The sequence below is a fragment of the Microbacterium sp. NPDC007973 genome, assembly GCF_042958465.1.
GTDB classification, from domain to species: Bacteria; Actinomycetota; Actinomycetes; order Actinomycetales; family Microbacteriaceae; genus Microbacterium; species Microbacterium galbum.
Map to the genome: position 1 here is coordinate 169,951 of NZ_JBIBJJ010000004.1, position 14,076 is coordinate 184,026.

The window sequence follows — 14,076 nt, forward strand, 5'->3', positions numbered from 1 at the left end:
GCGCGGCGGCGGCGTGGGCCGGAGACGTGGTCTCGGGAAGGGTCACTTCTTCTTCCTCTCGAGGAACGCGGTCATGCGCGCGCGCTTGTCGGCGCTGTCGAACAGCTCGGCCTGGAGTTCGCCGTCGATCGCGGGGTGCTCCGCGCGGGGCGCGAGCAGGGCGGTCTTGGTGAGGATGGTCGCGCGCGCGGAGTTCGCGGCGATGCGGTCGGCGATCGCGTGGGCGGCGTCCAGCAGGGCGTCGGGCTCGTGCACGCTCGACAGCAGTCCCCAGGCGAGGGCCTCGTCGGCGTCGATCACGCGCGCCGTCAGCAGAAGCTCACTCGCGCGGGCGTGGCCGACGATCTCGGGTAGCCGCCACGACGCTCCGGCCGCGGCGATGATGCCGAGCCCCGGCTCGGGGTTGCCGAATCGCACACGCGGGGTGCCGATGCGGATGTCGGCCGCGTAGGCGAGCTCGGCTCCCCCGCCGAGCGCGAAGCCGTCGACGGCCGCGATCACGGGCATCGGCAGGCGGCGGATGCGGTCGAACGCGGTCGCGTTGATCCCGCGGCGCGCGTCGTCGCCGGTGCGTTCGCGCAACTGAGCGATGTCGGCCCCAGCGGCGAAGATCCCCCCGGCGCCGGTGATGATGAGCGTGCGCGGGCGCTCCTCCAGCTCCTCACAGAGGGCGTGGAGTTCGTCGATCATCGCCTGGTCGATCGCGTTGCGGCGCTCCGGTCGGTCGAGGGTGGCGACGACGCGATCGGCGCGGTCGTCGAGGCGGATGCGCGGTGTCGAGCCCGTCGCCCCGGTGGCTGAGCTCGTCGAAGCCCCCGGCCCCAGGTCTCCGCCGGCCCCGGTCCCTTCGACAGGCTCAGGGACCTGCGCCGGCGCATCGACCTGAGCCGAGGTTGCCGGCGTGTGCGTCTCAGCCATCGACCCGCTCCACGATCATCGCCGTGCCCTGCCCGACGCCGACGCACATGGTCGCCAGGCCGTAGCGCGCGTCCTCGCGCTCGAGCCGACCGAGCAGCGTCACGAGAAGCCGCGAGCCGCTCGACCCCAGCGGATGTCCGAGAGCGATCGCCCCGCCGTCGGCGTTGACGATCTCGGGTTCGAGCCCCAGCCGGCGCATGCACGCGAGCGACTGCGACGCGAACGCCTCGTTGAGTTCGACCGCCCCCAGATCGAATGCGGACAGCCCTGCCTTCGCGAGAGCCTTCTCGGTCGCGGGCACGGGGCCGAGCCCCATGATCTCGGGCGCGAGACCGGCGGAGGCGTGGGCGACGATCCGCGCGCGGGGGCGCAGTCCGTAGCGCTCGACCGCGTCGGCGCTGGCGACCACGATCGCGGAGGCTCCGTCGTTGAGCGAGCTGGAGTTGCCTGCCGTCACGACCTCCCCGCCCTTCACGACGGGTCGGAGCCCGGCAAGGGCGTCGAGGGAGGTGTCGCGGCGGGGCCCCTCGTCGGTGTCGACGACTCCCCGCCCTGTATCGACGCCGACGATCTCGTCGCGGAAGTGCCCGGCATCCTGAGCCCGGACCGCCCTCTCGTGACTGCGCAGAGCGAAGGCGTCGGCGTCGGCGCGCGAGATGCCGTCGACGCGCGCGACCTCTTCGGCCGTCTCGGGCATCGTGAACGTGGCCTTGTCGCGCGCGGCGAGACGCGGGTTGGTGAAGCGCCAGCCGATCGAGGTGTCGAAGGCGTCGCCCGGCTTCGCCCACGCCCTCGAGGGCTTCGCCTGCACCCAGGGCGCGCGCGTCATCGACTCCACCCCGCCCGCTACGACGATGTCGGCGTCGCCCGCCCGCACCGCCTGAGCGGCGAGCGCGATCGCGCTCATGCCCGAGGCGCAGAGACGGTTCACGGTGAGGCCGGGGATGGCATCCGGAAGTCCCGCGAGCAGCACGGCCATCCGCGCGACGTTGCGGTTGTCCTCGCCGGCCTGATTCGCCGCCCCGAGGATCACCTCGTCGATCGCCTCGGCGGGAACACCCGCGCGGGTCACGGCCTCACCGACGACGAGGGCCGCGAGATCGTCGGGACGAACGGATGCCAATGACCCGCCGTACCGCCCGACCGGGGTGCGCGCACCGCCGATGAGAAACGCCTGCGACATCGCCATCCTCTCCCCCGCCGGCTCTGGCGGGGTCGCGTCCACCTCGACTGCGAGGTTTTCCGACCGATCGTTCAGTAATCATGTCATGCGGCCGACGCGAGGGCAACGGGGCGACTGAGGTCGAGCGCGAGGGCGGGGGGCGAGGGCACGGCCTCGACCACGACGCGAGAGAGACGACGGCCTCGACCTCGTCGCGAGCGACGCGGGCGAGGCCCCAAGCGATGTCGCAGACGCCGCAGGTGGCCCGGGGCCACATTCATCGCCCCGGGGCCACCTGCGGGCACACGTCGTACCGCCAGTCGAGAGGGACGCCGGATCAAGGGGCGCGCGCCCGGAGAGCCGCCCGCGGCGTGAGATGGTGCCCCCGACAGGATTCGAACCTGCGACGCCCGCGTTAGGAGTGCGGCGCTCTATCCCCTGAGCTACGGAGGCGGGATGCCACCAGCCTACCGCCGCGACAGCGGGTCGCCCGTGAGCAGCCGGGACGGGAGCCCGGCGTCCCAGTGTCCCGGCTCCGCCAGGCGCGCTTCGCGCATCTCGACGCCGTCCGGGCCGATGCTCGCGGCGCAGACGAGCAGCGATTCGAGAACGAGGCCGTCGTGGGCATCGCTGCGGAGGACCGACGACGCGGGGTCGTGCGTCGACTGTTCCACGACGCGCATCCACGGCTCCCACCACGCGGAGTCGGCGGCGAGTCCTGCGCCGCGAAACTCCGCGAGCCATCGTGCGATGCGCGGGGTTCCGGCGTCGTCGACCGCGTGGTGCGCGACCATGTGGGTGCCGGGGCTCAGCGGCGTGCGCCGCACCGCGAGGCCGTCCCACTCGACGAGGCGGGCACCCGTGGCATCCACCTCGACGAGGTTGAACCCGCGGGTCGGAGGGTGAGCCGGGATGCCGTCACCCAGCGCATCGAGGGCGATCGCGCCGCGGCTGACGACCTCGTCATCCGCGCGCGTCGAAAGGTCTTCTCGGTTGAGGAGCACCGCCAGCCGACCTCGATCGGGATCGACCGTCAGCCACGCACCGCCCGCGCGGTCGTCGCGCACACCGAGAACCCCGGGGCGGTCGGGCCACCACGGTCCGAGGCCGCGCCACGGGCGGTCCCGGTCCTCATCGCGGACCGCGAGGAGGCGCACGGGGCCACCGGGCGCGGCGGGGACATCGATGACGACGGTGCACACCCGCTCTACGCTACCCGCGCCCTGAGGACCGGGGATGCGACGAGGACAGGGCGCACGGCGCCACCTCGGCCTGTTCTCGTCGCATCCCCTGTTCTGGTGACGGCGGCACCTGTGCCGCTCGCTGTGCCCGCACCACCCCCGCCGAGCGACGCGACCTGGAAGACTGGTGCGATGTTCGTCGTGGTGGGAGTGACCGGGGGCATCGCCGCCTACAAGACCGTCGGCCTCGTGCGCCTGCTGGTGAAGGCCGGGCACGACGTGCACGTGATCCCCACCGACGACGCCCTGCGGTTCGTGGGACTGCCCACCTGGGAGGCGCTCAGTCGCAACCCCGTGACCACGTCGGTGCATGACGACGTCGCCAAGGTCCGTCACGTCGCGCTCGGCCAGTCGGCCGACCTCGTGATCGTCGCTCCGGCGACGGCCAACACCCTCGCGGCGATGACCGCCGGGCTCGCCTCCGACCTGCTCGGCACGACGCTGCTCGCGACCACCGCCCCTGTCGTGGTCGCTCCGGCCATGCACACCGAGATGTGGCGGCATCCGGCGACCGTCCACAACATGGAGGTGCTGCGAGGCCGCGGCGTGCACGTCGTGGGACCGGCCGACGGTGAGCTCACCGGCGGCGATTCCGGTCCGGGCCGCATGTCGGAACCCGAGGAGATCGCCGCCGCGGCCCTCGCCCTCGTCGAACGCCCGCGTGACCTCGACGGCGTCTCGATCGTGGTGAGCGCCGGCGGCACGCGCGAGCCGATCGATCCGGTCCGCTTCCTCGGCAACCGCTCCAGCGGACGGCAGGGTGTCGCGATCGCCCGCGCGGCCGCCGACCGCGGCGCGCGGGTGACCCTCGTCGCCGCGCATCTCGACGCCGACGTGCGCCCCGACCCCCGCGTCGAGGTCGTGGCGGTCGGAACCGCCGACGAACTCGGACGGGCGATGGATGCCACGGCTCCCGACGCCGATGTGATCGTCATGGCCGCGGCGGTCGCCGACTACTCCGTGGCCGAGGTGTCGGCGCACAAGCTGCGCAAGCAGGACTCCCCGGGTGGACTGACGGTGCACCTGACCGAGAACCGCGACGTCGTCGTCGGGCTCGTCGGAGCCCGGCGTGCGGGTCAGACGATCGTCGCTTTCGCCGCGGAGACCGTGGCCGATGACGACGAGCTCCTCGCGCGTGCCCGCGCCAAGGCCGCGCGGAAGGGCGTCGACCTCCTGGCTGCGAACGCCGTGGGGTGGACGCGGGGCTTCGAGGCGGCGGACAACGCCCTCACGATCGTGGATCGCGACGGACGCGTCGTGGCGACGGCATCCGGATCGAAGGATGACACCGCGCACGCGCTTCTCGACGCGATCGCGGCGGTGCGGGCGACGTCGCACGACTGACGGGCCTCGCCCGGAACCGCCGCGAGCCGGGTGAGGACGCCCTCGCCCACACCCGCGCGCCGGCTCAGTATCCGTAGTACTGGAGCTCCTCGATCAGCGGGATGATCTGCCAGAGCAGGAAGATCCCCCACGCGATGATGGCGATGAGCGCCACGACGTTGACCGCGATGGCCGCCCACATCGGCGCGAGACCGCTCCGTGTGCGCTTGCGCAGGATCACGGCGCGACCGATGACGTACACCAGCCCGCTGCCGATGAGGAAGACGAAGAAGCTCCACGCCCAGTGGAACGGCCGCTCGACCCCGCGAGCGCGCAGCACACGCCAGTCGAGGAACGCGAAGAGCACCGTGACCGCCGAAAAGACGAGTCCCAGCACGGTGGTGACGGCAGACACCACCGCCTCGACGGGCGACGTCCCGCCGCCGTAGACCTGCGCGTAGAACGACTCCTGGATGAAGGTCGACCAGTCGAACAGGAACAGCGAGAGAACCCCGACCAGCGGGAGGAGGGCCACCAGCCAGACCCAGACGGTGTTGGTGCGGATGTCGGTGCGCGGGGCGGCATCCGGCGAGGCGGAGGCGCTCGAATACGCCGGAGCTCCCGGGTAGGCGGGCGGACTCGCATACCCCGCGGCACTCGGCGAGCTCGTCGCGGTCGGATACGCGGGCGCGGGCGCCGGCGCCGACACGGGCACTATGGGCGGGACGACGGGCGGCACGGCAGAGGCTGCCGCAGGAGCCGGATCGGTCTCGGCACCATGGTCCGGGGCCACGACAGGATGCGGGGTCGCCGACGGCTCCGACGCGACGGCGGGCTCGGATGCAGCCGATGCACCCGTCGCGAGGTCGCGCTCCAGGGTCGCCGACGGCTCCGACGCCGCGGACGGCTCCGACGCGACGACGGGCTCGGGTGCGGTCGGCTCCGGGCTGCCCGCGGGCGCCTGTGCGGCCGGCTCCGGGCTACCCGCAGACTCCCCCGCGAGATCGGGGTCCGACGCCACGACGCGCTCACCGATCCCCGGCTCCGACGCGGTCGCGGCCTCCTGCGGTTCGGCCGAGGCGAGGGGCTCGCGCGCGTGTGGGACCGCGTCGTGCGCGACGGCGCTGTCCTCGCTCGTCGGCGCGGCCGTGGCCTCGGGCGCGGTCGGCGTCGACCCGTCGACCGCGCGCACCTCGTCGGTCCAGCTCGTGCCGTCCCAGCGGCGAAGGCCGCCGCCTCCTGCGGGGTCGGGATACCAGCCGTCGGGCGGTGTGGGCGTGTCGGTCATGGTCGTTTCCCCTGTCTGGTGCGGAACCGGGCGAGATCGCCCCGAGTCTAGTGAGGGTGCTCGAGGTCATCGGAAGTCCCTCGATGCGTGCGCGACCCCGACGCGCAGATCCGTGAACCCGTCAGCGACCACGTTGGTGACCCCCTCGACCGAGCGCTCGAGCATTCCGCGCACGATGAGAGCGGGCGATTCCCGGGCGACGCGCCGGTACCTGTTCCACACCCCCACCGAGCAGATGATGTTCATGAGCCCGTGTTCGTCTTCGAGGTTGAGGAAGGTGATCCCGGATGCCGTGGCCGGCCGCTGCCGGTGGGTCACCAGGCCCGCGACCTCGATGCGTCGGCCGGTCTCGAACGTGCGCAGTTCCCGCGAGGTGATCACCCCGCGGGCGTCGAGCGCGGAGCGGAAATGGGTCAGTGGATGGTCATCTGCCGAGAGGCCCGTCGCCCACAGGTCGGCGGCGAGCACCTCGTAGCTGGAGGGGTCGGTGAACAGAGGCGGCTGGACCGAGACCAGCGAGTCGGGGAGAAACTCGGGGCGATCCATCGAGGCCGATCCGGCGAGCCAGATCGCCTCGCGGCGGGTGTGCCCGAGGCACTCGAACGCCCCCGCCGTGGCGAGCGCCTCGATCTGCGCGGTGACGAGTCCCGTGCGCCGCACGAGGTCGCGCAGGTCGCGGTACGCACCCCCGCTCTCACGCTCGGCGACGATACGCTCGGCGACCTTGACCCCGATTCCGGTGACCTCCGCGAGCCCGAGCCGCACGGCGAACCCCCCGTCTCGACGGTGCGCGAGGGTCTCGTCGGGGTCGGAGGGGTCGAACTCCCCCGTCGGCGGCTGATCCGCGTGCGCGCACGCGGGGCGTCCGGTCGGCGCCCCGGCCCCGCGGTGGGGTACGTCGTGCGCATCGGGGGCTCCCCCGCCATCTCCCGGCCCGCGCCGCGTCTCGCCGACCGACGCCCCCGCCGGAGCCCCGGCATCCCCTCCATGCTGCGAACCGGCGTCGTCGTCGAGCACCTCGAGCGAGGCCTGGACCTTCGAGCGCAGCAGATCGGGTCGGCGCACCACCACACCGTGACGGCGGGCGTCGGCGGTGAGGGTCGCGGGCGAATAGAACCCCATCGGCTGCGCGCGCAGGAGCCCCGCGAGGAACGCCGCCGGGTAGTGCAGCTTGATCCACGAACTCGCATAGACCAGGAGAGCGAACGACAGCGAGTGCGACTCCGCGAAGCCGAAGTTCGCGAACGCCTGGATCTTCGCGTACAGCTCGTCGGCGACCCGACCGACCAGGCCGTTCTCGGCCATGCCGGCGTACAGCGTCTCGCGGAGGGAGTCGATGCGTTCGAGCCCGCGCTTCGACCCCATCGCCCGGCGCAGCAGGTCGGCGTCTTCGGCCGAGCAGTTGCCCACGGCCACCGCCATCTGCATGAGCTGCTCCTGGAACACCGGGACACCCATCGTGCGTGACAGCACCGGCTCGAGCTTGGGGTGCACGTAGGTGATCTCCTCCTGGCCGAGCTTGCGCCGCACGAAGGGGTGCACCGCCCCGCCCTGGATAGGCCCGGGACGGATGAGGGCGATCTGCACGACGAGGTCGTAGAACTTCCGCGGCTGCAAGCGCGGCAGCAGACCCATCTGCGCACGTGATTCGACCTGGAACACCCCGATCGAGTCGGCCCGGCACAGCATGTCGTACACGGCCTTCTCTTCTTTGGGCAGGGTCGACAGCTCCCACTCCTCCCCCGTGGCATCCCGGATCAGATCGAAGCAGTACTGCAGCGCCGCGAGCATGCCCAGGCCCAGCAGGTCGAACTTCACCAACCCCATCCAGGCCGCGTCGTCTTTGTCCCACTGGATGACCGTGCGGTTCTCCATGCGCGCGTGCTCGATGGGCACCACCTCGCCCACCGGCCGGTCGGTGAGCACCATTCCCCCCGAGTGGATGCCGAGATGCCGCGGCGCCTTGAGCAGCTCGGACGCGAACTCGATGACCTGATCGGGGATGTCGTGATCCGACCCGGTCTCGAGCGTCGCCCCCCAGCGCTCGACCTGCTTCGACCAGGCGTCCTGCTGACCCGGGGAGTGCCCGAGAGCGCGAGCCATATCGCGCACCGCGTTCTTCGGGCGGTACTGGATGACGTTCGCCACCTGCGCCGCCCGTTCGCGCCCGTACTCGCCGTAGACCCACTGGATGATCTCCTCGCGCCGGTCGGAGTCGAAGTCGACGTCGATGTCGGGCTCCTCGTCCCGCAGGCTCGACAGGAACCGCTCGAACGGCAGCTTGTAGAAGATGGAGTCGACCGCGGTGATGTTCAGCAGATAGCAGACGGCGCTGTTCGCGGCCGAGCCCCGCCCCTGACACAGGATGCCGCGACGACGGGCCTCGGCGACGATGCCGTAGACGATGAGGAAGTAGCCGGGGAAGTCCTTCATCTCGATCACCTCGAGCTCGCGCTCGATACGGCGGCGGTCGTCGTCGGAGAGATTCGGATACTTCGTCGGCACCGCCTCCCAGACCAGGTGCCGCAGCCACGACATGGGCGTGTGCCCCTCGGGCACTTTCTGCTTCGGCAGGGCCGGCTTGGCCCGACGCAGGGGGAACGCGATCTCGTCGGCGAGCGCCACCGTGCGCGCCACGGCTCCCGGATACCGGGCGAAGCGCGCGGCCATCTCGGCCCCCGAGCGCAGGTGCGCCCCGGCGTGGGCGGGGAGCCAGCCGTCGAGCTCGTCGAGGCCGCGGTTCGCCCGCACCGCGGCGACGGCGGCGGCGAGGAGCTGCTTCTGCGGGGCGGCGTAATGCACGTTGTTGGTCGCCAGGGTCGCGAGCCCCCGTTCGGCCGCGAGCCCGGCGAGCACGTCGTTGCGGCGTGAGTCGAGCGGGTCGCCCTGATCCATCAGCTCGACGTAGACGGCCTCGTCCCCGAACAGGTCGACGAGGGTGTCGAGCTCTCGCGCCGCACCCGCCGGCCCCTCGAACGCCAGGGCCTGTCGCACCGCCCCCTTGCGGCATCCGGTGAGCACCGCCCAGTGCGGATCGCGCGGACCCCCGGCGCGTTCGGCCAGGTCGTCGAGATCGTAGACCGGGCGTCCTTTCTCGGCGCCCTCGAGCTGCGCGTGGGTGATCGCTGCGGCGAGGCGGTGATACCCCTCTTCGCGCCGCGCGAGCACGAGGAGGTGCGAACCGGTCGGGTCGGCCTCGCCGTTCTGCGGGCCGCGGAGGCCCAGCGACAGTTCCGCGCCGAACACCGTCTTCACCGCGCGCGCCTCGGCGGCCTCGGCGAAACGCACGATGCCGTAGAACCCGTCGTGATCGGTGAGCGCGAGGGCGTGCAGGCCGAGGCGTTCGGCCTCTTCGACGAGCTCCTCGGGCGACGACGCCCCGTCGAGGAACGAGTACGACGAGTGGGCGTGCAGTTCGGCGTACGGCACGGTGTCGGCCGGACGCTCGATCGTCGGAGGCACGTAGGCGCCGCGCTTGTGCGACCACGCCGGACTGTCACCGCCGTCGCCGTTCGGCGGGGCACCGGTGGGGCGCCGCGCGTCGCTGAGCAGTCGTTCGAGCTCCGACCACTTCACCGGCGGATTGGTCCAGCCCATCACGCACCTCCCGATCCGAGGGGCGACGACCGAGCGGCGAGCGCGCGCGAGGAGAGCGGATGGGGGTCAGTCATAGCGCCCCTCCGCTCGCCATTCCCCCTCTTCGACGACGAGCAGCCACGCACCCCCGTCGGCGTCGACGACCTGGAACCGGTGCGCCCGCCGAGCGCGCAGGGGATCCCACCCGCGCTCGCTGATCGGCCAGGGACCCGCCCACTCCTGGATGCGTCGACGCTGCCCCGCCGTCTCGAGCACCGCGGGTGGGGCGCTCAGCGCGTCTCGCTCGCCCACGGTCACGGGCGCCCCCGCGATGTCGGTGACCCCCACCAGGCGAGGCTCGGGATAGACGGTCGCCGGCAGGGGGTCCGGGAGACTCCCCGGCCAGGGGCGCGTGCGCTCCTTCGCCGTGACGGCACGGTCTCCCCACGGCACCAGCACCTGCCGTTCGGCGAGCCACCGCCCGCCGCCGATCACCGGCGTGACCACCGCGCGATGTCCGAGCATCGCCTGCACGCGCGAGAGGGCGTGGTGCACGCGTTCGTCGGGCCCCGCACCGAACAGACCCCGGGCGTGGTGCGCGGCGGCATCGACGGCCTCGGGCTCGATGTGCACGCCCGCGACCCCGCTGCCGAAGATGCCCTGCGCGTCTTCGGCGAGCTGCCACCGCACGCGGTCGACCACGCCCGGCGCGTCGAACGAGCCGGGGTGCAGCCACACGCGCTCGCTGCGCTCGCCCCGCTCGCCGGTGAGGACGACGCGCAGTTCGGTGCACACCAGGTCGTGCGCGCCGAGGCGCGCGATGAACTCCTCGGCCGCTACGCGCATGCCGAAGGCGATCTGGTCGGCCAGCTCGAGCGGGGGCTCGAAGGCGACGTCGCGATGGAGCTCGGGCGGGGGCGTGCGCGGCAGCACCGGCTGGGAGTCGAGGCCCCCCGCCAGGGCGTGCAGACGCACCCCCCGTTCACCGAACCTCTCCCGCATCCTCTCGACCGGCAGGCCGGCCAGCTCGCCCAGGGTGTGCACCCCCAGGCGCGAGAGGAGGCTGCCGAACTCGTCGTCGTCGAGGGTCGCGATCGACAGCGGCGCGAGGAACGCGCCCGCCTCCCCCGGCGGTACGACGCGCACGGGCTCGTCGAGGCCGGCCGTGCGGGCCGCCTGCTCGGCGGTGAAGACGCCGTCGGCCACGCTCGCCCGCACTCCGGCGAACCCGTCGTCGTCGAGCAGGCGGATCAGCATGCGGGCCGCCTCGTGCTCGCCGCCGTAGTAACGGGCCGGGCCCCGGGCCTTCACGGCGCACAGCCCCGGCCGCACCACGTGCACGCCGGGGGCGTGCTCCTCGACGCGAGCGACCACGGGGGCGAAGGCTCGGGCGTCGCGCACAGCGTCGGCGGGCACCACCTGCAGCCCCGGGCACAGGGCCTGCGCATCGCGCCGCTTCTGCCCGCGCCGCACGCCGTGCGCGCGAGCCGCCCACGAGCACGCGACGACGACGTTGTTCGCGAACACCGCCACGGCGGCATCCGGCTTCGGAGGAGACACGGCCTCGCGCACGAACGCCGTGATCGGCCAGTCGGGGAACCACAGCACGAGACTGCGCGTCGGCGCCGTCATCAGCCCACCGCCCGCACGGGGTAGGCCTCGCGCTCGCGGGGCACGAGACGTTCGGCGGGGGCGCCGAGCAGTTCGATCGAGCCGTCGGCCGCGGGCAGCATCATGCGGGCGCGGCGGGCGTTCGGCGAGCGACGACTGCTGACCGACACCGTCAGTTCGCGCCCGGCCAGGTAGCCGTGCCCCTGCCCGAGCCCCGTCCAGTGCGGGTCGGCCACGTCGATCACGGCCTCCGCCTGCGGCCAGGCGCCCTGCACCAGCAGCACCGATCCGCGATCGCGCAGGCGTGCGGCCAGGCGGGTGGTCTCGGCCCCTCCTCGCGCGGCCGGGGAGCCGAGGGGCGGACGCACGGCCACCACGGGGAGCACCTCGGTGATCGTCGCGGTCACCGCGAGCCAGCGCGGTCCGGGATCGGGGATGAAGACGAGCCGGTCGAGGTCGAGCCCGTACTTCTCGGCCGCCTCGGCTCCGAGCTCGGGCATGCCGATGACCCCGCACCACGCTCCGTCTTGGGAGGGACGCGCCATCAAGGCCAGCAGAAGGGATGCCGAGCGGGCGAGCGCATATGCCGACCCCGAGCGCAGACCCCCGCCGGGCAGCAGCGACGAGAACGCCGGATGCGTGGGCAGCACGGGGGCGTCCATGCGCCGCCCCTGCATGCGCTCGAGGCGATCGCGCAGCGCGGTGATGTCGGGTACGGCCTGTACCTGGTCTCTCACGATCGCCCTCACTCCCACAGGTTAGAACATGTGTTCTAGTGTCTCAATCCTGTGGTCGAAGATACGATCGACCTCCGACATCGTCGGCCGGCGACCCCGTCACGACGAACCCGCGCCCGCGGGAGCGTACCTTCTCGACTCGACGACGCGCGCGTCAAGGATCGACGCGAGAGCCCGTCTTCATAGAAGATGAAAAGCGACGAAAGGTCCCCCCAATTGGTCGTCGAAACAACGATCCGTCGCGATGATCTGCGACGGGATGCACGACGTCGCGACGTCTCGCGCACACGACGTCTCGCTCTGGTGCGCGTGATCGTCATCCTGTCCGCCGCGACGGGCCTCAACTACATCACGTGGCGCTGGCTGGCGTCGGTGAACTGGGAGTCCTGGTGGATCGCGGTCCCCCTCGTGCTGGCCGAGACCTACAGCCTCATCGACTCCCTCCTCTTCGGCCTCGGCGCCTGGCGGCTGCGCGAGCGCCACGACGCTCCCCCGCTGAAGCACGAGGTGACGGTCGACGTCCTCGTGACGACGTACAACGAGCCCCTCGACCTCGTCATGGAGACCGCTCGAGCGGCCAAGGCGATCCGCTACCCGCACGAGACCTGGATCCTCGACGACGGCGACCGCCCCGAGCTGCGCGCCCTCGCCGAAGCCGAGGGCATCGGCGTGATCACCCGCTCGGAGGCGTGGCGCGATCGCCCGCGTCACGCCAAGGCCGGCAATCTCAACAACGCGCTGATGGTGACCGAGGGCGAGTTCTTCCTCATCCTGGATGCCGATCAGATCCCCTCCCCCGACATCCTCGACCGCACGCTCGGATGGTTCGAGGACGACCGCGTCGCCCTGGTGCAGACCCCGCAGTGGTTCACCAACGTCCCGGCCAGCGACCCCCTCGGCAGCCAGGCGCCCCTGTTCTACGGGCCGATCCAGCAGTCCAAGGACGGATGGAACGCCGCCTTCTTCTGCGGCTCCAACGCGATCCTGCGCCGCGAGGCCCTCATGCAGCTCGGTGTCTCGCGCTACGTCGGCGAGGTCACCCTCGCCGTCAACCGCGGCATCCGCTCGTCCCGTCGCGTGCTCGCCCGAGCGCGACGCGAGCACGCGACCGACGCCCGCATCGTGGCATCCCTCGATCGCGTCTCCCGCGCGCTCGACGACCTCAAGGCGGGGATCGCGCGCGGCGACGCCCTCGCCGATCTCACCTACGGGTTCCAACGGCAGATCATGGCGGTGCGCCGCGAGCTCGCCGATCAGGACATCGCCGACGTGCGCGCCGAGCTCGCCGAGCTGGCGGAGGTGACGGGAGACCCCGCCGCCCTCGCCGCGATCGACGACCTCGCCCTCGAAGCCCTCGGCGAGCGCAGCCTGTCGCCCCTGGCCGCGGTCGAGTCGGTCAGCATGCTGGTGGAGTCCTTCGACGTCGGGCGCGAAGAAGAGGCGCAGGCCATCATGCCCCTCGCCACGATCTCGGTCACCGAGGACATGGCGACCTCGATGCGCCTGCACGGCCTCGGCTGGAAGTCCGTCTACCACGACGAGGTGCTCGCGAAGGGTCTCGCCCCCGAGGACCTCCCCACCATGCTCACCCAGCGGCTGCGCTGGGCGCAGGGCACGATGCAGGTGATGTTCCGCGAGAACCCGCTCGTGCAGAAGGGCATGAGCTGGGGTCAGCGACTGATGTACTTCGGCACGATGTGGAGCTACCTGTCGGGCTTCGCCGCGATCGTGTACGTCGCCGCCCCCGTGCTGTACCTGTCGTTCGGCGTCATGCCCGTCCAGGCATGGAGCGTGGACTTCTTCGCACGCTTCATCCCGTTCTTCGTCATCAACCAGGTGCTGTTCCTGGTGGTGGCCAACGGCCGACCGACCTGGCGGGGCGCGCAGTACTCTCTCGCCCTCTTCCCCGTGTGGATCCGCTCCGTCACGAGCGCGTTCGACAACGTCTACCGCGGGCGTTCGCTCGGATTCTCCGTCACCCCGAAGACGCGCTCGCTCGAGAACCGCCCCCGCTGGGACCTCGTGAAGCCGCAGCTGTGGGTCATGGGCGCCCTCGTGGCCTCGCTCGGCGTCGTCGCCGTGCGCTACGCCGCGGGGCAGGCCGAGGGCATCGCTCCGCTCATCAACATCGCGTGGGTCCTGTACGACCTCGCCGTCTTCAGCATCATCGTCCGCGCGGTGCTGTACTCCGCCTCCGATCACCAACCGAAGGGTTATTGA

At 72.0% G+C, this 14,076-nt stretch carries 9 protein-coding genes and 1 tRNA gene; 2 read left to right on the forward strand and 8 right to left on the reverse strand.

All coding sequences use genetic code 11. From position 1 onward, the window contains the following. Window positions 1-42 precede the first annotated feature (42 nt). The 4 genes from ACFZA2_RS13530 to ACFZA2_RS13545 form a co-directional block, all read right to left on the reverse strand. Entirely contained in the window at window positions 43-918 is an 876-nt protein-coding gene (locus ACFZA2_RS13530) for an enoyl-CoA hydratase/isomerase family protein (RefSeq protein WP_391405750.1), read from the reverse strand. Next, entirely contained in the window at window positions 911-2,101 is a 1,191-nt protein-coding gene (locus tag ACFZA2_RS13535) for a thiolase family protein (RefSeq protein ID WP_391405753.1), read from the reverse strand. The genes ACFZA2_RS13530 and ACFZA2_RS13535 overlap by 8 nt, the downstream gene beginning before the upstream one ends. Before the next feature lie 356 nt (window positions 2,102-2,457). Then, window positions 2,458-2,533: transfer RNA gene (locus tag ACFZA2_RS13540), tRNA-Arg, on the reverse strand. Between the two features lie 14 nt (window positions 2,534-2,547). After that, window positions 2,548-3,282, reverse strand: coding sequence for an NRDE family protein (locus tag ACFZA2_RS13545; RefSeq protein ID WP_391405756.1), 735 nt, complete (start codon window positions 3,280-3,282; stop codon window positions 2,548-2,550). Between the two features lie 171 nt (window positions 3,283-3,453). On the opposite strand from ACFZA2_RS13545, the gene coaBC reads away from it, so the two are divergent. Then, a complete protein-coding gene (coaBC, locus tag ACFZA2_RS13550; RefSeq protein ID WP_391405759.1) occupies window positions 3,454-4,665 on the forward strand; it encodes a bifunctional phosphopantothenoylcysteine decarboxylase/phosphopantothenate--cysteine ligase CoaBC in 1,212 nt (403 codons plus the stop codon). A 64-nt stretch (window positions 4,666-4,729) separates the two neighbouring features. Here the strand turns inward: coaBC and ACFZA2_RS13555 are convergent, their stop codons facing one another. From ACFZA2_RS13555 to ACFZA2_RS13570, 4 genes are all read right to left on the reverse strand, one after another. Continuing rightward, window positions 4,730-5,932: a DUF2510 domain-containing protein gene (locus ACFZA2_RS13555; RefSeq protein WP_391405762.1), complete on the reverse strand. Its 1,203-nt coding sequence runs from the start codon at window positions 5,930-5,932 to the stop codon at window positions 4,730-4,732. A 66-nt stretch (window positions 5,933-5,998) separates the two neighbouring features. Beyond that, window positions 5,999-9,529: an error-prone DNA polymerase gene (locus ACFZA2_RS13560; protein ID WP_391405765.1), complete on the reverse strand. Its 3,531-nt coding sequence runs from the start codon at window positions 9,527-9,529 to the stop codon at window positions 5,999-6,001. A 66-nt stretch (window positions 9,530-9,595) separates the two neighbouring features. Further along, on the reverse strand, window positions 9,596-11,140 hold the full coding sequence (locus ACFZA2_RS13565) for a DNA polymerase Y family protein (RefSeq protein ID WP_391405768.1): 1,545 nt from the start codon (window positions 11,138-11,140) through the stop codon (window positions 9,596-9,598). Then, on the reverse strand, window positions 11,140-11,856 hold the full coding sequence (locus ACFZA2_RS13570) for a hypothetical protein (RefSeq protein ID WP_391405771.1): 717 nt from the start codon (window positions 11,854-11,856) through the stop codon (window positions 11,140-11,142). Before ACFZA2_RS13570 ends, ACFZA2_RS13565 begins: the two co-directional genes overlap by 1 nt. A gap of 303 nt (window positions 11,857-12,159) precedes the next feature. Between ACFZA2_RS13570 and ACFZA2_RS13575 the strand changes: the two genes are divergently transcribed. After that, a complete protein-coding gene (locus tag ACFZA2_RS13575; RefSeq protein ID WP_391406924.1) occupies window positions 12,160-14,076 on the forward strand; it encodes a glycosyltransferase family 2 protein in 1,917 nt (638 codons plus the stop codon).